This is a genomic window from Thalassovita sp. (assembly GCF_965218685.1).
GTDB lineage: Bacteria > Pseudomonadota > Alphaproteobacteria > Rhodobacterales > Rhodobacteraceae > Thalassobius.
Genome location: NZ_OZ244657.1, coordinates 1,118,431 through 1,144,527 on the forward strand (window position 1 = coordinate 1,118,431; position 26,097 = coordinate 1,144,527).

General features: G+C 60.6%; 25 protein-coding genes. 11 read left to right on the forward strand and 14 right to left on the reverse strand.

Annotation, left to right across the window (positions count from 1 at the left end; genetic code table 11):
• Positions 1 to 59 precede the first annotated feature (59 nt).
• The 5 genes from ACOQOQ_RS05700 to ACOQOQ_RS05720 all read left to right on the forward strand — a co-directional run bounded on the left by ACOQOQ_RS05700 (position 60) and on the right by ACOQOQ_RS05720 (position 6,021).
• On the forward strand, positions 60 to 1,091 hold the full coding sequence (locus ACOQOQ_RS05700; protein ID WP_420569170.1) for an N-acetylneuraminate synthase family protein: 1,032 nt from the start codon (positions 60 to 62) through the stop codon (positions 1,089 to 1,091).
• Complete coding sequence (locus ACOQOQ_RS05705) at positions 1,088 to 2,173, forward strand: rhamnan synthesis F family protein (RefSeq protein ID WP_420569171.1); 1,086 nt, start codon at positions 1,088 to 1,090, stop codon at positions 2,171 to 2,173. The genes ACOQOQ_RS05700 and ACOQOQ_RS05705 overlap by 4 nt, the downstream gene beginning before the upstream one ends.
• A gap of 113 nt (positions 2,174 to 2,286) precedes the next feature.
• Positions 2,287 to 3,408, forward strand: coding sequence for a UDP-N-acetylglucosamine 2-epimerase (gene neuC / locus ACOQOQ_RS05710; RefSeq protein WP_420569172.1), 1,122 nt, complete (start codon positions 2,287 to 2,289; stop codon positions 3,406 to 3,408).
• Between the two features lie 43 nt (positions 3,409 to 3,451).
• Positions 3,452 to 4,678, forward strand: coding sequence for a 3-deoxy-D-manno-octulosonic acid transferase (locus ACOQOQ_RS05715; RefSeq protein WP_420569173.1), 1,227 nt, complete (start codon positions 3,452 to 3,454; stop codon positions 4,676 to 4,678).
• Complete coding sequence (locus ACOQOQ_RS05720) at positions 4,678 to 6,021, forward strand: 3-deoxy-D-manno-octulosonic acid transferase (protein WP_420569174.1); 1,344 nt, start codon at positions 4,678 to 4,680, stop codon at positions 6,019 to 6,021. Before ACOQOQ_RS05715 ends, ACOQOQ_RS05720 begins: the two co-directional genes overlap by 1 nt.
• Here the strand turns inward: ACOQOQ_RS05720 and ACOQOQ_RS05725 are convergent.
• From ACOQOQ_RS05725 to ACOQOQ_RS05740, 4 genes are read right to left on the reverse strand one after another with little or no spacing between them, the layout of a single operon-like run.
• Positions 6,008 to 6,799 carry an SDR family NAD(P)-dependent oxidoreductase gene (locus ACOQOQ_RS05725; RefSeq protein ID WP_420569175.1) on the reverse strand — a complete coding sequence of 264 codons (792 nt, stop codon included), beginning with the start codon at positions 6,797 to 6,799 and terminating at the stop codon, positions 6,008 to 6,010. The two genes, ACOQOQ_RS05720 and ACOQOQ_RS05725, sit on opposite strands and share 14 nt — an antisense overlap.
• Positions 6,792 to 7,496 carry a cytidylyltransferase domain-containing protein gene (locus ACOQOQ_RS05730; protein ID WP_420569176.1) on the reverse strand — a complete coding sequence of 235 codons (705 nt, stop codon included), beginning with the start codon at positions 7,494 to 7,496 and terminating at the stop codon, positions 6,792 to 6,794. Before ACOQOQ_RS05730 ends, ACOQOQ_RS05725 begins: the two co-directional genes overlap by 8 nt.
• A complete protein-coding gene (locus ACOQOQ_RS05735; RefSeq protein WP_420569177.1) occupies positions 7,493 to 8,452 on the reverse strand; it encodes a Gfo/Idh/MocA family protein in 960 nt (319 codons plus the stop codon). Before ACOQOQ_RS05735 ends, ACOQOQ_RS05730 begins: the two co-directional genes overlap by 4 nt.
• A gap of 13 nt (positions 8,453 to 8,465) precedes the next feature.
• Complete coding sequence (locus ACOQOQ_RS05740) at positions 8,466 to 9,152, reverse strand: fused DSP-PTPase phosphatase/NAD kinase-like protein (RefSeq protein WP_420569178.1); 687 nt, start codon at positions 9,150 to 9,152, stop codon at positions 8,466 to 8,468.
• Positions 9,153 to 9,306: 154 nt separating this feature from the next.
• Between ACOQOQ_RS05740 and ade the strand changes: the two genes are divergently transcribed.
• The 4 genes from ade (at position 9,307) to ACOQOQ_RS05760 (ending at position 15,526) form a co-directional block, all read left to right on the forward strand.
• Complete coding sequence (gene ade / locus ACOQOQ_RS05745) at positions 9,307 to 11,001, forward strand: adenine deaminase (protein ID WP_420569179.1); 1,695 nt, start codon at positions 9,307 to 9,309, stop codon at positions 10,999 to 11,001.
• 152 nt (positions 11,002 to 11,153) lie between these two features.
• Positions 11,154 to 13,247: a 3-hydroxyacyl-CoA dehydrogenase NAD-binding domain-containing protein gene (locus tag ACOQOQ_RS05750; protein WP_420569180.1), complete on the forward strand. Its 2,094-nt coding sequence runs from the start codon at positions 11,154 to 11,156 to the stop codon at positions 13,245 to 13,247.
• A gap of 16 nt (positions 13,248 to 13,263) precedes the next feature.
• The gene (locus tag ACOQOQ_RS05755) at positions 13,264 to 14,451 is read left to right on the forward strand and encodes an acyl-CoA dehydrogenase family protein (RefSeq protein ID WP_420569181.1); all 1,188 of its coding nucleotides are present in this window, start codon (positions 13,264 to 13,266) and stop codon (positions 14,449 to 14,451) included.
• A 1-nt stretch (position 14,452) separates the two neighbouring features.
• Positions 14,453 to 15,526 carry an acyl-CoA dehydrogenase family protein gene (locus tag ACOQOQ_RS05760; RefSeq protein ID WP_420569182.1) on the forward strand — a complete coding sequence of 358 codons (1,074 nt, stop codon included), beginning with the start codon at positions 14,453 to 14,455 and terminating at the stop codon, positions 15,524 to 15,526.
• A 68-nt stretch (positions 15,527 to 15,594) separates the two neighbouring features.
• Here the strand turns inward: ACOQOQ_RS05760 and ACOQOQ_RS05765 are convergent, their stop codons facing one another.
• From ACOQOQ_RS05765 to ACOQOQ_RS05810, 10 genes are all read right to left on the reverse strand, one after another.
• Complete coding sequence (locus ACOQOQ_RS05765; protein ID WP_420569183.1) at positions 15,595 to 16,629, reverse strand: NADP-dependent oxidoreductase; 1,035 nt, start codon at positions 16,627 to 16,629, stop codon at positions 15,595 to 15,597.
• Positions 16,630 to 16,665: 36 nt separating this feature from the next.
• Positions 16,666 to 17,091, reverse strand: a complete 426-nt coding sequence (locus ACOQOQ_RS05770; RefSeq protein ID WP_420569184.1) for a PaaI family thioesterase — start codon at positions 17,089 to 17,091, stop codon at positions 16,666 to 16,668.
• A 9-nt stretch (positions 17,092 to 17,100) separates the two neighbouring features.
• Positions 17,101 to 18,135: a phosphotransferase family protein gene (locus tag ACOQOQ_RS05775; protein WP_420569185.1), complete on the reverse strand. Its 1,035-nt coding sequence runs from the start codon at positions 18,133 to 18,135 to the stop codon at positions 17,101 to 17,103.
• A gap of 7 nt (positions 18,136 to 18,142) precedes the next feature.
• Entirely contained in the window at positions 18,143 to 18,811 is a 669-nt protein-coding gene (locus tag ACOQOQ_RS05780) for a histidine phosphatase family protein (protein WP_420569186.1), read from the reverse strand.
• Positions 18,812 to 18,883: 72 nt separating this feature from the next.
• On the reverse strand, positions 18,884 to 20,086 hold the full coding sequence (locus ACOQOQ_RS05785; RefSeq protein ID WP_420569187.1) for an acetyl-CoA C-acyltransferase: 1,203 nt from the start codon (positions 20,084 to 20,086) through the stop codon (positions 18,884 to 18,886).
• A gap of 3 nt (positions 20,087 to 20,089) precedes the next feature.
• The gene (locus tag ACOQOQ_RS05790) at positions 20,090 to 21,022 is read right to left on the reverse strand and encodes an SDR family NAD(P)-dependent oxidoreductase (protein WP_420569188.1); all 933 of its coding nucleotides are present in this window, start codon (positions 21,020 to 21,022) and stop codon (positions 20,090 to 20,092) included.
• Positions 21,019 to 21,498 (reverse strand): MaoC family dehydratase, encoded by a 480-nt coding sequence (locus ACOQOQ_RS05795; protein WP_420569189.1) that lies wholly within the window; start codon positions 21,496 to 21,498, stop codon positions 21,019 to 21,021. The genes ACOQOQ_RS05790 and ACOQOQ_RS05795 overlap by 4 nt, the downstream gene beginning before the upstream one ends.
• On the reverse strand, positions 21,499 to 22,317 hold the full coding sequence (locus ACOQOQ_RS05800) for an SDR family NAD(P)-dependent oxidoreductase (RefSeq protein ID WP_420569190.1): 819 nt from the start codon (positions 22,315 to 22,317) through the stop codon (positions 21,499 to 21,501).
• Between the two features lie 24 nt (positions 22,318 to 22,341).
• Positions 22,342 to 23,475, reverse strand: a complete 1,134-nt coding sequence (locus tag ACOQOQ_RS05805; protein ID WP_420569191.1) for an acyl-CoA dehydrogenase family protein — start codon at positions 23,473 to 23,475, stop codon at positions 22,342 to 22,344.
• An 11-nt stretch (positions 23,476 to 23,486) separates the two neighbouring features.
• Complete coding sequence (locus tag ACOQOQ_RS05810) at positions 23,487 to 24,668, reverse strand: acyl-CoA dehydrogenase family protein (protein ID WP_420569192.1); 1,182 nt, start codon at positions 24,666 to 24,668, stop codon at positions 23,487 to 23,489.
• A gap of 143 nt (positions 24,669 to 24,811) precedes the next feature.
• Between ACOQOQ_RS05810 and ACOQOQ_RS05815 the strand changes: the two genes are divergently transcribed.
• On the forward strand, positions 24,812 to 25,003 hold the full coding sequence (locus tag ACOQOQ_RS05815; RefSeq protein WP_420569193.1) for a hypothetical protein: 192 nt from the start codon (positions 24,812 to 24,814) through the stop codon (positions 25,001 to 25,003).
• A 21-nt stretch (positions 25,004 to 25,024) separates the two neighbouring features.
• The gene (locus ACOQOQ_RS05820; protein ID WP_420569736.1) at positions 25,025 to 26,047 is read left to right on the forward strand and encodes a branched-chain amino acid ABC transporter substrate-binding protein; all 1,023 of its coding nucleotides are present in this window, start codon (positions 25,025 to 25,027) and stop codon (positions 26,045 to 26,047) included.
• The last annotated feature ends 50 nt before the right edge of the window (positions 26,048 to 26,097 follow it).

The following is a 26,097-nucleotide window of genomic DNA, read 5'->3' on the forward strand; positions in this document are numbered from 1 at the left end:
CATGCTGGAGCGCCCCCCGTGGCTGTGCTATCGGGGGGCAAATAAGCAGGAGTTTCGGCATGAAAATCGCTCATCGTGAGATTGGCCCCGACCACCCGCCTCTGGTCATCGCCGAGATCGGCATCAATCATGGTGGCTCGCTTGAGACGGCCAAGGAAATGGTGCGTCTGGCGGCGGCATCTGGCTGCGAGATGATCAAGCACCAGACCCATATCGTCGAAGACGAAATGACCGACGAGGCCAAGCAGATTTTCCCACCCAATGCCGATGTCTCGATATGGGAGGTGATGAAACAATGTGCCCTCTCGCTTGAGGACGAGGCCGAGCTGAAACGCTATTCCGAGGAACTGGGTCTGATCTGGATTTCCACACCCTTTAGTCGAGCCGCCGCCGATTTCCTGGAAGGGCTGGACGTGCCCGCCTATAAGATCGGTTCGGGTGAGGCGGATAACCTGCCGCTGATCCGCCACATCGCGCGCAAGGGCAAGCCGGTGATCCTGTCCACGGGCATGCAGACGATCGAAACCATGCGCGCCAGTGTGCAGATACTGGAAGACGCGGGTGTGGAATACGCCTTGTTGGAATGCACCAACCTGTATCCCTCGCCGGCCGAGATCGTCTCGCTGAAAGGTGTGACCGAGCTGAAGAACGCCTTTCCGAACGCTGTTGTCGGTTTCTCGGACCACTCGATCGGGCCGGAAATGGCGCTGGCATCGGTCGCGCTGGGCGCCTGCATTCTGGAGCGTCACTATACCGACACGCGCTATCGCAAGGGACCGGACATTTCGTGCTCGATGGACCCCAGCGAATTGCGCCACCTGATCGACCGCTCGCGCGAAATCTGGATTGCCGCCAACAACGACAAGAAACGCACCGGCCCCGAGGAAGACGTCTATCGCTTCGCCCGCGCCTCCGTTGTGGCGGATGCTGATCTGCCCGCTGGCCACGTCATTACCGAGGCCGACATCTGGGCCCGCCGCCCCGGCTCGGGCGATATTCCGGGCTACGAGTTTGACAAGGTTGTGGGCCAGACGCTGAAGGTCGCTGTCACCCGGAACCAGCAGCTGAAATGGAGCGATTTCGCAGAATGATCCCGGCGTGGAAACTTCGCCAGGAATGGGCGCGCTTCAAGCAGCAGCTGTCCGCGATTCCCGAGTTTTTCCTCGAGCCCATCGCCCGCCGCCGGCATGACCGCGCCTTTGCGGCAGGGTTTCCGTGCGCAGACGGAGGCGTTCCGCAATCCGGCAAGATCGCGATTGTGCTGCTCTATCAACCGGACGGGATCCTTGACAGCACGTTGAGCACCCTGGGCCATTTGCAAGAGCACGGCTATGCCCCCTTTGTGGTGTCGAACACACCGATCAGCGACGCGGACAAGACACGATTGCACCCGCAGGCCTGGCGGATCATGGAGCGCCCGAATTTCGGCTATGACATGGGCGGATACCGGGACGGCATCCTGCAACTGCTTGCTTGGGATATCACGCCGCAACATTTGCTGATCTTGAACGACAGCATTTGGTTTCCGACGCTAAGCCAGCCCCCCCTGATCCCGGCGCTGGAGCAATCCCAAGCCGATCTGAGCGGCACAATCCTGCGGGAGCGTAAGAAAATCCGCTTTCTGGAAAGCTATTTGTACCATGTTCCACAGCGGCTTTTTCAATCCCGCGCGTTTCAAGATTTCTGGCGCGGTCTGCGGATTACCTCGAACAAGTACAAGGTCATCCGTCGGGGGGAACGCGGCTTTAGCCTTGCCATGCAATCGGCGGGAAAATCGGTTCACGGACTATTCTCGAAGCCTGATTTTCTGGCGCGGATTGCAGACATGGACCGGGCGTTTCTTGAAAAAACGGTTCAACACGCGGCCCATATCTATCCCGAGTACGAGGTGGAGCAGCAAGAGCTTCTGGCTTCGTTTGACGATCCGGCATGGCCAGAGCGTGCGCGCGAGCATATCAAAAACGCGATCTCGCGCGAGAATATTTACAGCGCTTTTCCCTATGCCATGGTGCATCTGAACGCCTATCCCATTTTGAAAAAGTCGAACGACCGTTTGGCAATGCTGTGGCGCCGGGCCTACCTGACAGCGGTCCTGGCTGGCGAAATCCCCGCGCCCCCCAAACCGGTGATGCGTGAACTGCAGGCCATGTGCGATCAACATGCCGACGGATAAGATTGTGCAGCTTTGGCGGTTGTGAGATAAAGCAACGGTTTCAGACGGGCAGGGACCATACCTCCCGGATTGGTATGACAAACGACGACCCGTCATCGCATTTCGAGGCCCGAATGACCCGTAAACTTCTTTTCGTGACTGGCACCCGCGCCGATTTTGGGAAAATCGAACCCTTGGCGATCGCCGCACGTGATGCGGGCTTTGATATCGCGTTTTTCGTGACCGGCATGCACATGATGCAGCGCTATGGCCTGACCAAGGTCGAGGTGCACAGGGTCGAAGGCGCCACCGTTCATGAATTCCAGAACCAGCGCGCGGGTGATCCTCAGGACATGGTGCTGGCCAAGACGGTAATGGGTTTTTCCGACTATCTGACCGAAGCGCAGCCCGATCTGGTTGTCGTCCACGGTGACCGGGTTGAGGCGCTGGCAGCCGCACTGGTCTGCGCCACCAACTATGTGCGTTGCGCTCATGTTGAAGGCGGCGAAGTCAGCGGCACGATCGACGAGATTTTCCGGCACTGCAACACCAAGCTGGCCTATTGCCACCTTGTCAGTTCGGACCAGGCAGCGCGGCGCGTGATGGCGCTGGGCGAGCCTGCCGAGGCGATCCATGCCATCGGCTCACCCGAGCTGGATTTTCATGGCCGGTCCTCGGGCGTGACCATCGACGAGGTGCGCAGCCATTATGACATCCCCTTTGACGACTACGGGGTCTGCACTTTTCATCCTGTGACCTCCGAGGCCGCGACGATGGGCCAGCAAGCTGCCGATCTGTTCAGCGCGATGGAACAATCGGGCCGCAACTTCGTGGTCATTCTGCCCAACAATGATCCCGGCGCCGCAGACATCCTGTCGGTGATCGAAGCCCTTCCTAAAGTGCGGTTCCGCCTTATCCCGTCGATGCGGTTCGCACATTTTTCCGAACTGATGAAACATGCCTCGGGGATCGTCGGAAACTCGTCTGCCGGGGTGCGCGAGGCGCCTTTCCTGGGTATTCCTTCGCTGGATATCGGCACCCGTCAGGCACGGCGCAGCGATGCAGGCTCGGTCACCTCGGCGCAGGCTGCAGACCGCGAAACGATCCTGCGCTTTCTGGCTGATGAATGGGGTAAACGTTACGAGGCCCACACCGGTTTCGGCGCGGGAAACACCGCCGGTCGCTTTGTCGACCTGCTGAACGATCCCGCGTTCTGGAGTCGGTCTTTGCAAAAAGAATTTCAGGACATTGGCTAGGGCGCGGGGCCATAGCGGGCGGGGCTTTGGCCTTTACCTGCTGGTGACCAGGCTGCTGTGCCCCTTGGCGCCCACGCTTTTGCGGCATCGGCTGAAAAAGGGCAAAGAACTGCCCGAACGCTGGCAGGAAAAGCTGGGCAAAGCATCGGTGCAACGGCCGGACGGGCCACTGATCTGGATGCATGCCGTCGGTTTGGGCGAGGCTCTGGCCCTGCGCGCCTTGATCGTGGCGCTGAAATCTGCGCGGCCCGATTTGAACATCCTTGTTACCAGCGGCACCCGTGGCTCGGCCGAGGCGTTGGCGGCGAATGGTCTTTCCGGTGCGCTTCACCAGTTCTTGCCGATTGATTGCCCGCGCGCGCGCCGCCGATTTCTTGACCATTGGAGCCCTGATCTGGCCGTCTGGTCCGAGCAGGACATCTGGCCCGGACTGGTACATGCCACGGCCAAGCGCGGTATCCCGCAGATGTGGATCAACGCACGGATGAACGCGGATGCTTTTACGCGCCGTGCAAGAATGCCCCGTCTTTATCGTGCGACCTATGGCTGCTTTGCGCGGATCTGGGCGCAGGACGAGCAGACGGCTGGGTTCATCACTGATCTGGGCGGTGTCGCAACGATCGAAGGGTCGCTGAAACCGGCTGCGGCCCCCTTGGCCGATCAGCCCGATGAACGGGCGTTGCTTGTTGCGTCTTTGATGGGACGCCGGATCTGGCTGGCCGCGTCAACGCACCCTCAGGACGAAGCAATCGCGCTGGACGCGTATCGCAATGCCGATGCGCCCGGATTACTGATCGTCGCGCCGCGCTATGCTCATCGCGGGGCGGAGATCGAAACTACTGTGCGTGCTATGGGCTTGCAGACCCGGCGCCGCTCGAACGACGAGCTACCCGACGCCGACACCGAAGTCTATGTCGCCGACACAACCGGCGAGATGGGTCTGTTGTATCGTCTTGCCGAAACTGCCCTGATCGGCGGAACCTTCAGCGACATTCAAGGCCATAACCCGTGGGAGGCCGCCGCGCTGGGATGCGCCATCCTGCATGGTCCGCAGACGGCCAATTTCCGCACTGATTACGAAGCGCTGGACGTGGCCAATGCAGCCACCCAAGTCACCAGCGCAGCGGAGCTGGCCCGCGCGCTGACCGCCCCGGCAACTGCCCGTCAGCCCGCCCGCGCCAAGGCTCTTGTCCAAGAGGGTCGCGAGTTGGTAGAGCTGCTGGCAAAGCAATTGCTGTCCGATCTGGACACCGCCCTCGGATCCGCGTGATGACCAATTTCCCCAGCTTTCGCATGAGACTGTTCCTGGCGTTCTGGGGGCTTTTGTGGGTCGTCGCGCTGCCGCTGATCCTGCTTTATATCCGGCGGCGTGCGCGCAAGGATGCGGCCTATGGCCAGGACCTGCGCCAGCGCTTTGGCCTGCATTCCCAGCGGCTGCGCGATACGATCTGGATTCACACTGTTTCGATCGGTGAATTCCGCTCGGCAGTACCATTGATCCGCGCCTTTCTGGATCAGGGCGAGACACTGGTGATCACCCATTTCACCCCTGCCGGGCGGCGCGATATCCTCAAGATCTTTGGCGCTCAGATCGCTGAGGGACGCGTTGTGCCCGTCTGGGTTCCCTTTGAATATGATCTTTCGTTTCGGCTGTTTTTCAAAGCCTTCCGCCCGCGTTTCGGGTTGGTCATGGAGGTCGAGTTCTGGCCGCGCATGATTGCGAGCGCCCGCAAACATGGCGTACCCCTGTTCTTGTGCAATGGCCAGTATCCCTCGAAAAGCTACGCGCGCGACAAGGATCGGTTGCGTGGTCAACTGGTGCGAGGGTTTGCCGGCGTGATGATCAAGAATGACGTACAGGCCGATCGGTTCCGCGCGCTTGGCGTTCCCGACGCCGCGATCCGCATGACCGGTGAGATGCGCTTTGATCAGCCGATTGCTTCAGGCCTGCTGACGGCAGCGGACGCCCTGCGTAACCAGTGGCCTGGCGCGCGCCCTGCATTCACCATTGCCAGCGCGGTCGAGGGCGAGGACGACCTGTATCTTGATGCCATCGCGCGGATGCTGGCAGACGCTGACGCGGCGGGCCAGCCCAGGCCTCGGGTCGTTTATGTGCCGCGCGCACCCGAGCGATTTGACGAGGTCGCGCAGATGATCAAGGCGCGCGGCTGGACGGTTGCGCGGCGCTCGGAGGTGCTGAACGCTGATCTGTCCGGAGAAGTGCCGCATGACGCCGATATCCTGTTGGGCGACAGCCTGGGCGAGATGTATTTCTATCTTGCGCTGACGGATCGTGCGGTGGTGGGCGGCGGCTTTACCCCAAAGGGCGCGCATAACGTGATCGAGCCCCTGGCGTTGCAAAGACCCGTGTTCGTCGGGCCTGAGATTTGGACGATCGAATATCCCGCGCTGGATGCGATCAAAGCCGGGGTTTTAACCCAATGCGCTGATGCGGATGCCCTGGCGCAAGCGCTTGCCCCGTCAGCGCCTGTGCCTTCTGAAAGCCAGATGACCGCGTTTTTCGAAACCCATTCGGGTGGCGTGGCCCGCACCTTGCAGGCCCTTCCGGGCCTGCTGGATCATGCGCGGTCACAAGGGATTACCAGGCGCTAAAGCCCCCATCCACGTTAACAAGCTGCCCGGTCATATAGCCCGACTGCGCGCTGGCCAGGAACAGCATCACGTCTGCAATCTCGTCGGGTTGGGCCATGCGACCCGCCATGATCAGCTCGCCTACACGCTTTTGGAATTCATCCGAATGGCCGTTGAACACGGCGCCGGGCGCGATGGTGTTTACCGTGGCCTTGCGATCCGCCCAGTAGCCCGCCAGCCAAACCGTCAGCCCGTGGATGCCTGCCTTGGACACGCCATAGGCCGAGAAATTCTTGAACGGCATCCCGTCATAGATCGGGTGATGTGCCCCGTTCAGCGCGTACATGGACGCGACGTTGATCAGCGTGCACGGCCAGTTGCCAACAATATCGCGGTCCATCTGGCGCGCGATCATGAAGGCGCCGGTCAGGTTGGTGCGCATTGTGCGCTCGAAATCGGCGACGCTGGTATCGGCGAAATCAGGAAAGGGTTTGCCCGCGCCCATCAGCATCTCGCCTGTGATGGCAGCGTTGTTCAGCACCACGTTGGGCTCCCACCCGTCGGCCAGAACGCGTTTGAAAATCTCTTCGATCTGCTCTTCGCTGCCCACGTCCAGATCGTAGAAGCGGAAGTTTTCATTGCCCGCGTGTGCCTCTTGCAGCGCATCCGCACGGTGGCCGGGCAAGTCGGTAGAGATCACGCGCGCGCCTTGATCCAGCATCCGCCGCACGTAGGTTGACCCCAGCACCCCGCCCGAGCCGGTGATGAAAATGGTGCGGTCTTTCAACTGGTCAGTCATGGTGGGTCTCTCTGTCTTTCATGAGGAATTCGACGATGCGGAAATCAAGCGGTGTGTCGATGTCGGCGCAGCGCTCTTGTGGCATCACATAGGGGATCACGCGGCCTTCATACAGGGCGTTCGCGCGGCGCAGATAGTCCGGCGCAACCACATAGGTCGAGGCTGCGTGTTCATACACTTTCGGCGCCTGTTGACGGGCGACAACGCCGCCGGGCAGGGGTTTGGACACCTGCAAAGCCCCGGTTTCATCCGGTTCAACCAGGTTGAAGTACGGGTTCTTATGCGCATCACAGCACGACATCACCATGTCCGGTTTTTCGTCGAAGAACAGGTTCAGTGCGTTGTCGATATCCTCCATCAGCCGCAGGGGCGAGGTGCAATCGAGATCCAGAAACGCGGTGACAGGCTCGCCCAGAATTTCCTCAGACACCTCCAAAGCGTGCTGCCAAACCTGCCATTTCCCAGCCGTGTCACTGGCCAGATGCGCGGGCCGCAGCCCCATTTTCAGCGCACCCTTGGCGATGGCGTGCTCATAGATTTCCTCGTCATCGGTGGACACAACCACGGCATCCACGCGGGGATGTTCCAGCAGCTGGTCCAGCGACCAATCGATCAGAGGTTTGCCGCAAATTTCGCGGAAGTTCTTGCGCGGAACGCCCTTAGAGCCCTTTCGGGCGCCGATATGACCCAGGATCATGTCATGTCCTTTTTGATGGTGCCGCAGAACTGACGGTCGGCCCAGGCGTTCGCGATCATCTCGCAGCTGGGACGCGCCCGGTCCAGGCGGGGAATGTTGGGGTTGGCCGAGGGGGCCTCTTTGCCGTCGATCAGCGCCATGAAGTCAGCCATGGCGCCCAGGAACATGGCGTTGCGGTCAAACTCGACCTGGGTGATTTCAGGTGCGGCATCGGGCAGGCGGCGGGTGATGGTGCCGGTCAGCAGGTCACATTCGGCGATTGCGCCCTGACCGCGCAGGCGGATCACGCGGGAAAACACCGGCGCCAAATAGTCCATCGCGACCGAGCCTGTCTGACCCGGTCCCGCCAGCGCGATTTGCGTGGCCATGTCCACGCCGGGGAAATCGTCATGCCCAAGGCTTTCGACCGTTTTCAGAGCGGTGTTCGGAAACAGGGTATGCGCCAGGTCCAGCTCGTGACACAGGTCCAACAGGACGCCGCCGCCCTGAGGCAAAGCGGCATAACTGTCGGCGAAAGACCAGTTCGCGCGCCACTGGGTCACGTCATGGCCGATCTCAAAATCAAAGCGGAACACGGCGTCCTTTGCAACAATGTCCTGCAAGGGGCGCAGCAACGGGTGATAGCGCATCATGAAACCGGCGATGCTGCGGTCGGCGACGGGCGCGGCCGCGTTATAGAAATCGGCCAGTCCCTGCCGCGTGTAGGCCACGGGTTTTTCCACGTAGACCGGCAAAGCGTTGGCTGCACACGCTTCGATCAGCGGTTGGCGCAATTGCGTGGCGGTGGCGATCACGGCGCCCTGGGCCTTTGCGCTGGCGATGCTTTTCAGCACGCCCTCCAGCCCCAGTTCGCGCAGGGACAGGCGTTCAGCGATACCGCCCAACTGCTCGATATTGCCAGCGTGGCGCATCCCGATCGAGCCGGTGCCGATCACCAAAATCCGTTGCTGAGTCATGTCAGCCCTTTCTTTACGCCTTGCGAGACTTGCGCGCGGCATAGCCCTTGTCAAATGCCGCTTGCAGGGCGGCCGGGTCATAGTGATCGCGAACCCAGGTTTCGAAATCGCCACCATGTGCCTCGTAGGCATCCAGAACCGCGTCCAGAACGCCCGAGCGTGTGGATTTGAAGTGGATAAAGCGGCGCGACATCATTTTGCGGGCCTCGGATACGGGCTGTCCTTCGATCACCATCAGGTAAATGGCCGAGGCAAGGCTGGTCCGATCCGCCCCCGATTTGCAGTGCATGAAGAACGGGCGCTGGGTGGTGCGGAACACTTCGAGCATGCGCAGCAGTGACTCTTTGGGCGGAGCGCTCCGGGCGCCCATGCCGCTGACGTTAATTAACTCGAACCCCAGCTCGGCGCAGATGTCCTGCTCCAGCCGGAAATGAGGTTTGTTGCTGATGCCGCGAAAGTTGATCACTGTGCGAATGCCCTGGGACTTCAGCCACAGCCAGCGTTTACGCGTGGGATGGTTGCCCCGCCAAACCCCCGGCGCGATCTGGGATAGGTTGCTCCAGACGTGGCGCAAGACCTCGTGATCGACCCAGCGCATGTAGAACCGGGTCAGCTCGGCGCCTTCGGGCGTGTCGGGGATATTCTCGAACGCAGCTCGCAGTTCGGGATCTTTGCCGAAATACCATTTGAAAAAGCGCATGCAGCGGATCCTGTTATCAGGGGCCTTTGTCTGGGGCCTTGCCTCTCAGATAGCGCCTAATGCCCCGGCTTTGAAGGCCGATTTAGGAGGGGAAGCTGCCTCGCCATTTTATGCGGGCTGTGGCACCATGCGCAAAACACCGAAGAGGCGCCGAATGACCGATCTGTCCCGCATCATCCAACAGGCCCGAGGTCTGGCCCCCGCGGATCTGGTTCTAAAGGGTGGCAAGGTGTTGGACGTTGTCACCGGAGAGCTGTTGGAGGGCGATGTTGCGATCTGTGAGGGCACGATTGTGGGCATCTGCGGCAGCTATGACGTCGCGCGCGAGATTGACGTAACGGGGCAAATCCTGGTGCCGGGGTTCATCGACACACATCTGCACATCGAAAGTTCGCTGGTCACACCGTTTGAATTCGACCGCTGCGTGCTGCCGCACGGGGTGACCACCGCGATTTGCGATCCACACGAGATCGCCAATGTGATCGGTCCGGACGGCATCCGCTATTTTCAGGACGCTGCAACGCGCTGCCTGATGGATATCAAAGTGCAGCTCAGTTCGTGCGTGCCTTCGACCGAGATGGAAACCGCCGGTGCCCGGATCGAAGCGGCAGATTTGAAGCCCCTGATGGGGCATCCTGCGGGTATTGGCCTGGCCGAATTCATGAACTTCCCCGGCGTCTTGTTCCAGGATCCCGGTGTGATGGAGAAGTTAGAGCTTTTTCGTGGCCAGCATATCGATGGGCACTGCCCGCAACTGTCGGGCAACGATCTGAACGCCTATATCGCCGCCGGCATCCGCACAGAGCACGAGGCAACCACCGCCGAAGAAGCGCTGGAAAAGCTGCGCAAAGGGATGCGGGTGCTGATCCGCGAAGGCTCGGTTTCCAAGGATCTGCACGCGCTGGCCCCGATAATCACAGAGCGAAACTCGGCCTATATCTGCCTGTGCACGGATGACCGGAACCCGCTGGACATCGCGGAATACGGCCATCTGGATTACATGATCCGCACCGCGATTGAACTGGGCGCGCCACCCTTGGCCGTCTATCGCGCCGCCAGCCTGTCCGCAGCCGAGGCGTTCGGACTGAAAGATCGCGGTCAGATCGCGCCGGGTAAACGCGCCGATATTGTCACCATTACCGATCTTGCCAAATGCGATGTGCAAATGGTGCTGTGTGGCGGGGTCGAGGTGACCGATGCCGCCTTCGCTGCGCGCTATCTGATTGACCCGGTCGGGCGGCACTCGGTCAAGGCGCCGACCGTGACGGCGGATAATTTCCGCACCGCAGGCAATCGCGAAGACACGGACGTGATCGGCATTCTCGAAGGCAAGATCATCACCGAACATTTGCACGAGGTGATCCCCATTCAGGACGGCGACAAACGTCCCGATCCAGGGCGCGACCTGATCAAGATTGCCGTAATCGAACGACACGGCAAGAACGGCAATATCGCCACCGGGTTCGTGCGTGGCTTTGGTCTGCAGCATGGCGCCATCGCCGGAACGGTCTGCCACGATCACCACAACATCGCTGTTGTGGGCGCGGACTATGAGGATATGGCGCTGGCCTCGAACCGGTTGGGGCAGATCGAGGGCGGATTCGTCGTCGTGCGCGATGGTCAGGTTCTGGCGGAATTGCCGCTGCCCGTGGCGGGGCTAATGAGTCTGGATCCTTACGAATCGGTCCGTGATCAGCTGATTGACTTGCGGGCCGCCGCGCAATCCTTGGGCGTGACTCTGGAAGAGCCGTTCCTGCAACTGGCCTTTCTGGCGCTTCCGGTGATTCCCGCGCTGAAAATCACGGATCGCGGGCTGGTGGACGTGAATAAGTTCGAGATCATCTCGTAACCTTACGACATTTACGTTTTCTGCACAGCAAAATCTAATTCCACAAGTTGACGCCCCTAAGGCGACGAATTAGTTTGCATGCGAAGGAGGAGACGCCCGCAGTGGAGGCGGCCATATCCTCTTGCCCAAACGCTAGAACGGAAAGAGCAAAAATGGCTTCGAAAATCCCTGTAAACGACCTGATCTCCATCGAACGCGAGGGCGATATTGCCCTGATTTGCATCGACAACCCGCCGGTGAACGCGACCGGTCAGGCCGTGCGCCAAGGCCTGCAAGAGGCAATCGAACAGTTGAACGAAGACGGTGCCGCCAAGGCGATCGCGATCTACGCTGCGGGTCGGACCTTTGTGGCCGGCGCGGATATTCGTGAATTCGGTAAACCGCCCCAGGCGCCCAACCTGCCTGACGTCTACAATGTGATCGAAGACAGCGACATTCCGGTCGTTGCGATCATGCACGGCACCGCCCTGGGTGGAGGGCTGGAGCTGGGGCTGGCCGCGCATGCCCGCGTTGGCATCGAAGGCCTGCGTGTTGGCCTGCCCGAGATCAACCTGGGTCTGCTGCCCGGCGCTGGCGGCACCCAGCGTGTGCCCCGTCTGGCGGGCATCCCGATGGCGCTGGACATGTCCCTGTCGGGCCGCATGGTCGGCGCGCAGGAAGCCCTGGAAAAGGGGCTGATCGACCGGCTGGAAACCGGCGATCCGCGCGATCTGGCGCTGGCCGCCGCGCAGGACATCATCGACGGTAAATTGCTGGCGCGGCCCACATGCTCGCTGGATACGCCCAAGGACGACAAAACCCTGGACGATACCGCCGCGATGCTGAAGGCCAAGCAGGCGCATATGTTCTCGCCGCATAAGATTGTCGAGGCCGTCCGCGCTTCGTACCTGCCCCGCACCGAAGGGTTGAAGATCGAACGTCAGGCCTTTTGGGACTCGATGCAGACCCCGCAGCGTGCCGGTATGATCCATGCGTTCTTTGGCGAGCGTGCCGTGTCCAACATTCCCGAGGCCAAGGGCGATACCCGCGAGATCAACAAAATCGGCGTGATCGGCGGCGGTACCATGGGTTCGGGCATCGCGACGTCGTGCCTGATGGCCGGCATCCCCGTGCGCCTGATCGAGGTTGCGCAGGACGGTCTGGATCGCGGTGTCGCCACCATCACCAAGAACCTTGAGGGCGGGGTGAAACGCGGCAAGCTGAGCGAGGCCAGAAAAGACGCGGCGTTGGCCAGCCTGCAGCCATCGCTGTCGATGGAAGATCTGGCCGACGTTGATCTGGTGATCGAGGCAGTGTTTGAAAGCATGGACGTTAAAAAGGACATTTTCGGCAAGCTGAACACCATCTGTAAGGACGGCGCGATCTTGGCCTCGAACACGTCCTATCTGAACGTGAACGACATCGCCGAGTGCACCGATCGGCCGCAGGACGTACTGGGCCTGCACTTCTTCAGCCCGGCCCACGTGATGCGCCTGCTGGAAATCGTGCAGGGCGCCAAGACCGCGCCGGACGTTTTGGCCACTGGGTTCGCTCTGGCTAAGCGGTTGAAAAAAGTGGGTGTTCTGGCGCAGGTCTGCGATGGCTTTATCGGTAACCGCATTCTGGCGCACTACCTGAAAACCGCCTCGTACCTGGTGTTGGACGGCGCCAGCCCGCAGCAGGTGGATGACGCTTTGGAGGGCTTTGGTTTTGCCATGGGCCCTAACAAGGTTGGGGATCTGGCCGGTCTGGATATAGGCTGGGCCAACCGCAAACGCACCGCGGCCACCCGCAATCCCGAGGACCGCTATGGCGGTGATGTCGCCGACCGTATTTGCGAAAACGGCTGGTTCGGGCGCAAGACCGGGCAGGGCTTCTATATCTACGGTAACGGCGCGCCGATCCCGAATCCAGAGGTTGCGAAAATCATCGACGAGGTGCGCGCTGAAAAGGGAATTACACCGCAGGAGTTCACCGATCAGGACATCGTTGACCGCTATATGACCGCGATGATCGTCGAGGCGACGCGCGTGGTCGAAGAAGGTATCGCGAAACGTCCCCTGGACGTCGATATGGTGTTCTTGTTTGGCTACGGTTTCCCGCGCCATCGCGGTGGACCGCTGCACTATGCTGACACCATCGGCGCGGCCGAGCTGGTGCGCCGCATCACCGAATACGCCAAGGAAGACGCCCGTTACTGGCAGGTACCTGCCCTGCTGCAAAAGATGGCAGATGACGGATCGACCTTTGCGGATCTGAATAAATAGAGGGAGGGGAAAACGAATGGACCTGAGCTATTCAGCCGAGGACATCGCATTTCGCGATGAAGTCCGGGCCTATCTGGCGGAAAATCTGCCAAAACACATCTCGGACGCCGTGCGCGAGGGCGGGGAGCTGACCAAAGAGCTGTTGGAGGAATGGCACGCCATTCTGAACAAACGCGGCTGGCTGGCGACCATCTGGCCCAAGGAATTCGGCGGCCCCGGCTGGAGCCCGGTCCAAAAGCACATCTTCGAAGAGGAATGCTGCCGCGCTTATGCCCCGCGGATCGTGCCATTCGGCCTGTCCATGCTGGGCCCGGTGCTGCAGAAATTCGGCTCCAAGGAACAGCAGGATCACTATCTGCCGCGAATTCTGGACGGGACCGATTGGTGGTGTCAGGGCTATTCGGAACCGGGCGCGGGCTCGGATCTGGCCAGCCTAAAAACTCGTGCTGTCCGGGATGGCGACGAATGGGTCATCAACGGTCAGAAAACCTGGACCACGCTGGGCCAACACGCTGACTGGATCTTCTGCCTGTGCCGCACCGATCCGGACGCGAAACAGCAAGAAGGCATTTCGTTCATCCTGGTGGACATGAAAACTCCCGGCATCGAAGTGCGCCCGATCAAACTGATCGAGGGCGGCCACGAGGTGAACGAGGTGTTCTTTACCGACGTTCGCGTGCCCTATGGCAACCTTGTCGGCGAGGAAAACAAGGGTTGGACCATCGCCAAATATCTGCTGACCCATGAACGCACCGGCATCGCTGGTGTGGGCTTTTCGATGCAGGCACTGGAAGAGGTGAAGGCACTGGCGCGCAAGACCCTGCGCAACGGTCGCCCATTGATCGAGGACCCGCTCTTCGCCGCCCGTATCGCGCAGGTCGAGATTGATCTGGAGGCGATGAAAATCACCAACCTGCGGATGTTGTTCAAAGCGCAACAGCAGGGTGCTCCGGGGCCGGAAACGTCGATCCTGAAGATCAAAGGCACCGTTATCCATCAAGAGCTGAAGGACCTTGCGCGGCGCGCATTGGGACCGGCGGCAGCGCCGTTCCCCGGACATGTGACCGACGGCAACCTGATGTTCGGCCCGGCCGATACGGCCCACAACGCGGCGCGGTATTTCAACAACCGTAAAACCTCGATTTTCGGTGGATCGAACGAGATTCAGCGCAACATCCTGACCAAGACAATGCTGGAGCTGTGAGATGGACTTTAACCTGACCGAAGACCGCCAGATGCTGGCGGACACGCTGAACCGTTTCCTGGCTGATCAATACCCTGTCGAGCATCGCAATACGGTGGCGTATGTCGAGCCGTTCCACGATCCCTCCAAATGGGAGGCTCTGGCCGAACTGGGCACCCTGTTCGCCCTGGCCCCCGAGGACGCAGGCGGCATGGGTGGCACCGGGTTTGACATCTCGGTGGTGTTCGAGGCCCTGGGCCGTCAGATCACGTCCGAACCCATCCTGGGCGCTTGTATGGCCGCGCGTTTGTTGGGCGCAGCAGGCACAGATCTGGAAGCGTTGCTGTCCGGCGCCACGAAATACGCCGTCGGGATCAGCGAACTGGACGCGGCCTATGAGCTGGACCAAATCGCCTGTGCCGCGACCACCAATGGGGACGCGTACACACTGTCGGGCCGCAAAAGCACGGTCTATGGCGGGCAGGCGGCGGATGTCTTTCTGGTCGCCGCGCAGCTGAACGGTACGCTGGCCCTGTTTCAGGTGCAGGCCGCTGATGCCAATGTCACCGGGTACGGAATGATGGACGGGGCCGGTGCGGCTGAATTGTTGCTGGATGACACCCCTGCGACCCTGCTGATCGAAGACGCGGCAGAAGCGCTTGAGGATGCGATCAACGCCGGGATCGTCGCTCTGTGTGCCGAGGCCGTGGGCGCAATGGACGTCACTCACGCGATCACGGTTGACTACCTGAAACAGCGCAAGCAATTCGGGATTCCGATCGGCAAATTCCAGGTGCTGCAACACCGTGCCGTGGACATGCTGACCGAGATCGAGCAGGCGCGCTCGATCACCATCAAGGCAGCTGCGGAACTGGGCGGCGAGGATGCCTCGCGCTATGCTTCGATGGCAAAAAACCTGATTGGACGCGCGGCGCGGTTGGTTGCCGAAGAGGCAATTCAAATGCATGGCGGTATCGCGATGACCTGGGAATATCCGGTCTCGCATTACGCCAAGCGCCTGATCATGCTGGACGCGCAGCTGGGTGATACGGATTATCACCTGAGCCGGGTGATGGCGGGCAATCAGGCCGCATAACGTCCTGAAAAAAGGAACCCCCGGAGGTCCGAAACCTCCGGGGGTTTTCTGTTTGCGATAGGCTTGCTTTAGATCTTCACGATCTGCTTGCCGAAATTCCCACCTTTGAGCATGTTCATGAAGGCTGCGGGCGCGTTTTCCAGCCCCTCAGCCACGTCCTCGATGTACTTGATTTTGCCTTGAGCAACCAGCGGGCCCGCGCTTGCCAGAAATTCGGGCAGGCGGTTGAAATGGTCCGAGATGATGAAGCCATGAACATGCAGGCGGTTCACCAGAATGGTCCGCCACATCTTGGGCAGATTGTCCTTGGTGCCGGTCATGTCACCGCCCAACGCGCCCGCGTTGTACCATGCGATCATGCCACACAGCGGGATACGTCCGCCGACGTTCATCAGGGGCAGCACGGCCTCCAGCACTTTACCGGCGACGTTTTCAAAATAGATGTCCACGCCATCCGGGCAGGCCTCGGCCAGGGCCGTGCGCAGCTCTTTGGCATCAGCATAGTCGCGGTGATCCAGGCATTCGTCGAAACCGAATTTCTCTTTGGCCAGCGCGCATTTTTTCGCGCCCCCGGCGATGCCCACGACACGCAGGCCAAGGTGCTTGGCCATCTGCCCGACCATCGATCCAACCGGCCCCGTTGCGGCGGCCACGACCAAGGTTTCACCAGCCTGCGGGCGGCCGTATTCCATAAGCCCGAACCAGCCGGTAAAGCCCGGCATCCCAAGCACCCCCAGCGCCGCGGTCGAGGGGACCGACGGGTCGATTTTGTTCAACTGATTTCCCGGCAGGCAGCCATGCGAAGCCCAGCCGAACATGCCGAACACCGTGTCCCCGACTGCGAATTTCGGATGGTTCGAGGCAATCACCTCGCCCACGGCACCACCTTCCATGGTTTGGTCAATCTCAACTGGCTTGGCATAGGATTTTGCATCATCCATACGCCCCCGCATGTAAGGATCCAGCGACATATGGGTTACGCGGACCAGAACCTCGCCGTCGGCTGGCACTGGCATTGGGGCCTCTTCATAGCGAAAGTCCTGATCGACGGGTTCGCCTTGTGGTCTGCGCGCCAGCACGACGCGATGCATTGAATTTCCCATGTTTTCCTCCCTGATGCGGCGGTGGCCGCTGCGTTTCTAATCTATGCGGGTCGTGCTTCGAACGCGGAACACGCCGGTGCCCGAGGCGATCCGTGTGCCCAGATCGTCGGTCACCAATCCGCTAGTGAAATAGGTTTTGGCCCCGCCGCCGGTCTTGCGTCCTTCGCAGATCAGTCGGTTGCCCTTGGCCTGTCCTTCGTAGTTCACGTTCAACGACAGGGTCATGGCCAGCTTCTTGGCGTCGCGATCGCCGGTATAGCACCCCGAGAACCCCATCGCCGTGTCCAGAATGGTGGCATAGACGCCCCCGTGCGGGATGCCATAGCGGTTCATCAAATGAGGATACATCGGCAGTTCGACCCGTGCATAATCGGTTTGCCAGTCCACGATCTCGAAGCCCAGGTGACGTTGCAACGCATACGGGTCTTCCAGGATCGAGGGATCAAAGGGTGTGTCGGTCATGCCGGTCCTTCAGACAGTGCGGGCTGCATCCAGCCCGTGTTTCGCAAATACCTCGACATAGGGACCCAAAGCGATGCCACGTTGCGGGTTCGAAGCATTTCCATCCAGCGCGCGCTTGTAAACGCCTTGGATGATCCCTGCCATGCGGAAAAAGGTAAAGGCCAGGTAGAACCCGAACTTGTCCACGCCGGGCAGGCCGCGACGGGTGCAATAGGCGTCGATAAACTCGGCATCGCTCATCAGGCCCTGAGCTTCGCGGTTAACGCCGGCCAGCCCGCGCCCCTCGGTGCCCGGAGGCATCATCCATTGCATGATAACCGCGGCCAGATCGGCATAAGGATGGCCGATGGTGGACAGCTCCCAATCCAGCACGGCGGCGACTTCGGGGCGATCTTTATGGAACAGCATATTGTCGATCCGATAGTCCCCATGGACCAGTGTACGCTGTCCGTCCTCGGCGGGGATGTTGGTGTCCAGCCAGGCGATAAGCTCTTCCATAGCCGGAATGTGATCGGTTTCCGAGGCGCGGTATTGTTTGGTCCAGCGGTCGATCTGACGGCGATAATAATTCCCCTCGGGGCCATAGTCATGCAGCCCTGTCGCCTGCAAATCCACGTTGTGGATCGCGGCCAGAACGGTGTTCATCGCGTCCTGAATCGGACGCCGGTCGCCCTGCGCCAATTCGTCCAGCCGGGGATCGTTGAAATGGCGGCCGATCACTTCGTCCATGACATAAAAGGCCGAGCCAATGACACTGTCATCCTCGCACAGCAGATGCATCCGCGCGACCGGTACATCCGAACCTTGCAGCGCACTTTGCACCCGGAATTCGCGATCCACTGCGTGAGCGGATTTCAGCAGCACTCCGGGGGGTTTGCGGCGCAGAACATACGTTTGCGTAGGGGTGATCAGGCGAAAGGTCGGATTGGACTGCCCGACGTTGAATTTCTCGGCCGTCAGGGGCCCGGCAAAGCCCGGCAGGTGATCCGCCAGATAGGCGGCAACGGCATCGGTGTCCAGCTTGGTCGGGTCATCAATCGTCATGGCATCCTCAGCTATAGGTCAAAAGGGGATCAGCATTGTCCGCAGTGATGTGCGGCGTCTCGTTGAACCCATGCAGGAAGAAGTTTCGCGGAGTGAAGATAAAGCGGTTCACGGCGCAGTTCTTCATCTGGAGTTGCAGTTGGATTTGCTGATCCGAGGGCGCGTTCAGCGTGGCCGCGATCATCTGTCCGATCGCCCCGCCCGAGCTGACGGCAATCACCTTCTCTGCGCCGCTGGCGGCAATGGCTTGACGCGCGGCTTCGACGCGTCCGCTGAATTCGGCCCAGGTTTCTGGCGGGTTCTCGATTTCGTCGCGCTGCCAGGCCAGAACGGTGTCACGCAAGGTGCGGAAATGGGATTTGCGTTCCGAATGCATGTTTTCGGGCGCGGGTTTGTTGGCATAATGCGCATCCAGCAAGCCGCTGAAATCAAATTCGTTCAGGCCGGGCAGCACCGTGGCCTCGGCGGGGTCGCGACCCATGCCCTTGATGATCCCCTCCAGCGTTTCGCGGTGCCGTCGCTGCGCACCCATAAACAGCGCATCCGGGCTGACACCCTGCCGCGCCAAAGCCTTGCCCAGTTCAAAGGACTGTTCGTGGCCAAGGTCTGACAGGACATCGTAGTCGGCCGCCCCGAACGAGGCTTGGGCATGGCGAATGAGGTGCAATTCGGGCATTTGAAATCCTTTGAGATTGAGGTTGGGGCCACGGTCACTGTAGGGCCCCAACCGTCGAGGTTCAAACGGGGTTCAAAGCACTTCGAACAGGCCAGCCGCGCCCATGCCGCCGCCCACGCACATGGTGCAAACAACGTATTTAGCACCGCGGCGTTTGCCCTCGATCAGCGCGTGGCCGACCATGCGGGCGCCGGACATGCCATAGGGGTGACCAACCGAGATCGCGCCGCCGTTGACGTTCAGAATCTCTTCGGGGATGCCCAGCACGCGGGCCGAGTGCAGAACCTGACAGGCGAAGGCCTCGTTCAGCTCCCACAGGCCGATATCGTCCATCTTCAGGCCGTGCGCTTCCAGCAGTTTGGGCACCGCATAGATCGGGCCGATCCCCATCTCGTCTGGCTCCAGACCTGCCGCCATCACGCCCACATAGCGGCCCAGAGGTTGCAGCCCGCGTTGCTCGGCGACCTTGGCCTCCATGATGACCGAGGCCGAGGCCCCATCAGACAGCTGGCTGGCGTTGCCGGCAGTGATGAACTTGCCCTCTTTGACGGTCTGGCCGTCCTTGAATACTGGCGCCAGGCTTTCAAGGTTTTCGATGGTTGTGCCGGGGCGGTTGCCCTCGTCCTTGGTCAGCGTGACCTCTTTGAAGGACACCTCTTTGGTTTCCTTGTCCATCACGCCCATCGAGGTGGTCAGCGGCACGATCTCGTCATCGAACTTGCCTGCCTCTTGCGCGGCGGCGGTGCGCTGCTGCGATTGCAGGGCATAGGCGTCCTGATCCTCGCGGCTGACGTTGTACCGGTCGGCCACGATCTCGGCGGTTTCCAGCATGGACATATACAAAGACGGCTTGTTCTTTTTCGTCCACGGGTCGGCCATCCAATCGGTGCGCATCTGCTGGTTCTGCACCAGAGAGATCGACTCCACGCCGCCACCGATACAGATGTCCATGCCGTCATGCACAACCTGCTTTGCGGCCGTCGCGATGGCCATCATGCCGCTGGCACATTGGCGATCCATCGACATGCCGCCGATGGTGACGGGCAGGCCCGCGCGGATCACGGCCTGACGGCCAATGTTGCCCCCGGTCGAGCCTTGCTGGATCGCCGCGCCAATGACGCAATCGCTGATCTCCGAGCCGTCCAGACCGGCGCGGCTGACAGCGTTGCTGACGGCATGGCCGATCAGCTCTTGCGCCGAGGTGTTGTTGAAAGCGCCGCGATAGGCCTTGCCAATCGGGGTGCGGGCGGTGGAAACGATGACTGCGTCACGCATGGTTCAGTCCTTTTTCTGCAAGTCTATGCCGCGCAACTCGGCGGCCATTGCGATGTATTTTTCAGTTTGCGAGAAGGCGCCCTCCATCGGGGTCTGGCCTTCTGCGCTGCGGATGGTGTCCATGTTGGCCAGAACGCCCTCGGGGGACAGATCATCGCCCTGCAGCGCCACGCCGCGGCTTTCGTAGATCTTGGTTTCGGCAAAGCAGCCGCCACCGGCGCCCAAGATCATCCGGCTGGGTCCGTCTTCACTGACCAAGGCCAACAGGCCGGGGGTGATGGTTTCGGGCTTCAGCAGATCCTTGACCTCGGCTGGGAACAGCTCTTCGGTCATGCGCGTCGTTGCGGTGGGGGCCAGCATGTTGGTGCGCACGTTCTTGCGGCTTCCTTCGTGGTGCAGCACGTTCATCAACCCCAGCATCGAAGCCTTGGCCGCGCCATAGTTCGACTGCCCGAAATTGCCATACAGCCCCGAGGACGAGGTGGTCAGAACGATCCGGCCATACTCGCGTTCCAGCATGTGCCGCCACAGGGCGTGCGTGCAGTTGACAGAGCCCATCAGGTGCACGTCCACGACCTTTTGGAAATCATCCAGGGTCATCTTGGCAAAAGTCTTGTCGCGCAGGATGCCCGCGTTGTTCACCAAAATGTCCACGTGGCCATATTCGGCGATGGCGTGATCCACCATGGCCTGCACCTGCTCGGGGTCAGCGACGTTGGCGCCGTTGGCGATGGCTTTGCCCCCAGCGGCACGGATTTCCTCGACCACGGTCTGGGCGGCTTCAGATCCTGTCCCGGTGCCGTCCGTGGCCGCACCCAGATCGTTCACGATGACCTTGGCCCCACGTGCGGCCAGACCCAGCGCATGGCTGCGGCCCAGACCTGCACCTGCCCCGGTCACAATCGCCACGCGGCCGTCAAAACGCACTTCACTCATTCTGTTTTCTCCAAGTATCTGCGACCCAGCCAGTCGGCGACCAGCGCGGGTTTGTCTTCGCCTTCAATCTCGACCGAGACGGTCGTGGTTGTTTGTATCTCACCGGGGCGGATTTCCTCGAAGGCTTTCAGCACGAAACGGCCGCGAATACGTGCGCCGGACCGCACGGGCGAAACAAAGCGCAACTTGTTGAACCCATAATTCACCGCCATGGCCGTGCCCTCGATCGAGGGCATCTGGTAGGCCATCGAGGACAGCATCGACAGGGTCAGGAACCCATGCGCGATGGTGCCGCCAAAGGGCGTTTTTGCGGCGGCCTCGGGATCGACATGGATGAACTGGTGGTCGTCGGTGCATTCCGCGAACGTGTCGATCTGGTCCTGAGTGATCGTGGTCCATTCGGATACACCCATTTCCTTGCCAAGCATGGCGCGGAAGGCGTCAAGGGTCAGTAGTTCAGAGCTTGGGATGGACATCTATAGCTCCTCGTTGAACAGGTTGGCGGGGGCGTGTGACTGCAGCCCACCCGACAGCGGCAGAACCGCGCCCGAAACATAGGCCCCGCCCTTGCCGCAAAGGTATTGCAGCGTTCCCGCGATATCCTCGGGGCAGCCGACGCGGCCCAATGGGATGCCCTTGGCCGACCGTTCCTGACCTTCCTCGGTGCCGATGGCAAAGGCGGTCATGTTCGAAACAAACGGCCCCGGAGCGATCGCGTTCACCGTGATCCCCTGCGGTGCCAGGTCGTTGGACAGCACACGGGTCATGTGATGCACCGCGCCTTTTGACACTGCATAGGAATAGGTCGCCGTGCCCTTGGGAATTTCCCCCATGACCGAGCCCACGTTGACCACGCGCGCGGGATCACCGGGGGTGCTGGCCTTTAACATCAACGGCAGCAGGCTTTGCGTCAGATGGAACATTCCGGTGACGTTCAGCCGCAGCAGCTTGTCCCACGCCTCATAGGGATGCTGCCCCAACGGCGCGCCCCAAGTGCGGCCGGCGTTGTTCATCAGGATGTGCAGCGAGTCGGTGCGCTTGCTGACCTCGGCCACCAGATCGGCGATGCCTTCTTCGGTCGCCACATCCCCGCCAAAACCTTCGGCACTGCCGGCATAGCCCATCTTGTTCAGCTCGTCGGCGACGGCCTGACACGCTTCGGCCTTGCGGCTGGCGATCAGCACACGCGCCCCGGCGGCGACCAGCCCTTCGGCGGCCATGCGGCCGATGCCGGTGGCCCCACCCGTGACCAAAGCGGTCTTGCCGCTGAGGTCGAACAGATCATTCGGTTTCATTCTCTCTCCCCTTTAACTTTTTGCTCAAAACTCACGTACCGCAGCAACCTGAGCGGCGTGATAGCCGTAATCGCCCAGCCATTCGGCCCCGACGCGCGCGCGTTTCATGAAAAACCCGATGTCGTATTCGTCTGTCATGCCGATCCCGCCATGCATCTGAACGCCTTCGCTGACGGCCAGCTTGGCGGTCGAGGTCGCGCGCGCCTTGGCCAGAGAAACAGCCATGGTCGCCTGATCCGGTGCTTCGTCCAGTACGCGGCCAGCGTTGGCGATCGCACTTGCGGTCACTTCGATCTCGCTCCAAAGATGTGCCGCCCGATGTTGCAGGGCCTGAAACGCCCCGATGGTCCGACCGAACTGTTTGCGCTCTTTCAGATAGCCGACGGTCATCGCGTAAGCACCGCCCGCTACACCGGCCAGTTCGGCTGCAACGGCGGCCTGTCCGGCCTCTAACCCGTGGCGGATGGCGGCCAGTCCGTTGTCCAACTCGCCAATGATGTCATCCCCGGTGACGGAAACACCCATCAAATCGATCCTTGCATGGTCGCGGCTGTCAACGGTTGGGGTCGCGGTCCGAGAAATCCCGGCGCGATCTGCCTCGATGTCAAACAGGGTCAGGCCCCGCGCCTCTCCGGGGGCGCCGCCCGTGCGGGCCAGCACCAGCAGCCGATCGGCCGAGCCGCCATCGGCGACAAACCCCTTGCGACCGGTCAGAGTGAACCCGTTTCCGGCCTTCGCCGCGGTCAGCGCCGTGGCGGTCGGAGCGAACTTTGCGCTTTCATCAATAGCCAGCGCATAGGTTATGGCACCCTCGGCAATTTGGGTTAACGAATGGCGCGCGCGGTCTGTTGCAGCATTCCGCAAAGCGGAAGCGGCTACCACAGAAGTCGAGATGAACGGACTTGCAGCCAGCACGGTGCCCATTTCTTCGCACAGGATTCCGGCGGCGCGGTGGCCCATATCGGCGCCCCCTTCGGTTTCGGGAACCAGGACGCCACTCCATCCCATTTGCGCCATTTCGCGCCACAGACCGGGATCGTAGGCGCGCGACTTCTCGCGGTTTTCACGCAGACCACCAACAGGCGAAGCGTCTTTCAGAAACCCGCGCGCGGAATCGCGCAGCAGGGTTTCGTCTTCGGTTTCAAGAAGACTTTGCATATCAGATTTCCCTATTTAGACGGCAGCTCGAGGACACGTTTGGCGATAATGTCCAGCATGACCTCACTGGTGCCGCCCTCGATCGAGTTGGCCTTGGTGCGCAGCCATTCCGGCGCCAATGACCCGTGCGGGCCGTCCCACTCCACCCCTTCGCTGCCCGTCGCGGACATCAGAATTTCATAGCGGCGCTTGTTCAGCTCGGTGCCGAAATACTTGAGCATGGCGCTGGCATTGCCGACCCCGCGACCTGATTTTGCCTGATCCTTGTAGCGGTCCATTGTCAGGTCAAAAGCCAGGTTGTCGACCTCAAGCTCCATAGCCTCTGCACGCAGAACCGGGTCGGCATTGTCACCCAAAACTGCGCCGACCGAGCGGCCGCCCAACAGCCCGCCTCCGCCGGCACCGATCATTTCACGCTCGTGAGTCAGCAGATGTTTCGCGACATCCCAGCCGCGGTTTTGCGTGCCTACGATCGAAGAAACTCCTTCATCATAAGACTTCGGAACCTTCACATTGTCGAAAAACGTCTCGCAGAATGGGGACTTGCCCGAGATTAGCTGGATCGGCTTGGTGGTCACACCGGGCGAGGTCATGTCGATCAACATGAAGCTAATCCCCAAGTGTTTAGGCGCTTCGCGGTCAGTGCGGACCAGTGCGAAAATCCAGTCGGCCTTGTCTGCGTAAGAAGTCCAGATTTTCTGGCCGTTCACCAGCCAGTGGTCCCCCATGTCCTCGGCACGGGTTTGCACGCTGGCCAGATCACTGCCGGCTCCTGGTTCGGAATATCCCTGGCACCAGCGGATCTCGCCGCGGGTGATGGGGGGCAGGAAATGTTTCTTCTGCTCTTCGGTGCCGAATTCCAGAAGCGCGGGGCCCAGCATCCACAACCCAAAGCTTTCCAGAGGAGAAGGAGCCCCAAGGCGCGTCATCTCTTCACGAAATGCTTTTTCCTGCGCGCGGGTCAGCCCGGCGCCGCCATAGGCTGTCGGCCAACGTGGGGCGGTCAGGCCTTCAGCGCGGGCGCGCTCCAGCCATGTTTTCTGATCCTCGCGCTGGAATACCCAATTGCGGCCGCCCCAGACGATAGCGTCCTCGCCCAATTGCTGGTTTCGCAACGTTTCAGGACAGTTCTGGTCGATCCAGTTTGCAAAGGCCTGATTGTCATTGGCCCCGCTTTCCAACCCCTTGATCATCAACACCCCTCCCTCTGGCGTTTTTCACTATGCAGAATAGTATTTCACAAAATGATTGACAACTGCACAAGCTTCTCGTTTGATCGGCCCCGCGAGGGGGCCTCCATCTGGAATGGTCCTTTCTTTCTAGAGGGAGGAAAACCATGAATCTTGTTAAATCTGCCGCGCTGGCAGCAGCGATTGCCTTTGTTTCAACGGCAGGAGCGTCGGCCGAGACGCTGAAAATTGCTTTTATTGACCCGCTTTCCGGGCCGTTTGGGCCGTCGGGTCAGGCTGGTCTGAACGAATGGAATTACGCTGCGGCACAAGTCAATGCCAAGGGTGGGATCGGCTGAAAGGACGTCGAAATCATCGGTCTGGACAACAAGATCAACCCCAAGGAATCGCTGGTTCAGCTGCAAAAAGCGCTTGATCAGGGCGTGCGATTCATTGCTCAGGGCAATGGATCGTCCGTGGCTTCGGCGTTGATCGACGCGATTGCCAAACACAACAAACGTAACCCGGGCGAAGAGGTTCTGTTCCTGAACTACGCAGCCGTGGATCCCGCATTCACCAATGACCGCTGCAACTTCTGGCACTTCCGCTTTGATGCCGACGCCGACATGAAGATGGAGGCCGTGACAGATTGGGTGAAGGCTCAGGACGCGATCAAAAAGGTCTACATCATTGGGCAGGACTATTCCTTCGGTAAGGCCGTGTCGGCTGCCGCGGTGAAGAACCTGGGTGAAAAGCGCCCCGATATCGAGATTGTCGGCAACGAACTGCACCCGCTTGGCAAGGTGAAGGACTTCACCCCCTATGTGCAGAAGATCATCAGCTCGGGCGCGGATGCCGTGATCACAGGGAACTGGGGCGCGGATATGGTGCTGCTGATCAAGGCGGCAATCGATTCCGGTTATGATGGCCCGATCCTGACCTATTATGGTGGTTCCAAAGGGGCGGCGACCGCGATGGGCGCTGCTGCGGTTGGTCAGGTCAAAGCCATTGTTGAACACAACACCAACCTGCCGATGCCTGACGCGCAGGCCACCTATGTGGACGGGTACGAGGCGGCCTATCCGGATGACAACTACTACTATCACCGGATTCACAATGCCATGAACATGCTGGCCATGGCCGCAGACAAGGCAGGCAGCACCGAGCCTAAGGACGTCGCGTTTGCGCTGGAGGGCATGACCTATGAAAGCTCGACCGGCACCGTGACCATGCGAGCTGACAACCACCAGATCCTGCAGCCGATGTTCATGTCGACATTCTCGGACAATGTGGGCCGTGGGGTCGAAGGTTTGCCCCTGGGCTGGGCCTCGGGCGAGGCTGACCGGATCGAGGCCGAATCCACCGCGACCGACACCACCTGCAAAATGAAGCGCCCGTCTTAAGCGCCTTTTGCTGAACTCTAAGGGTGCCGTCTGTCCGCAGATGGCACCCG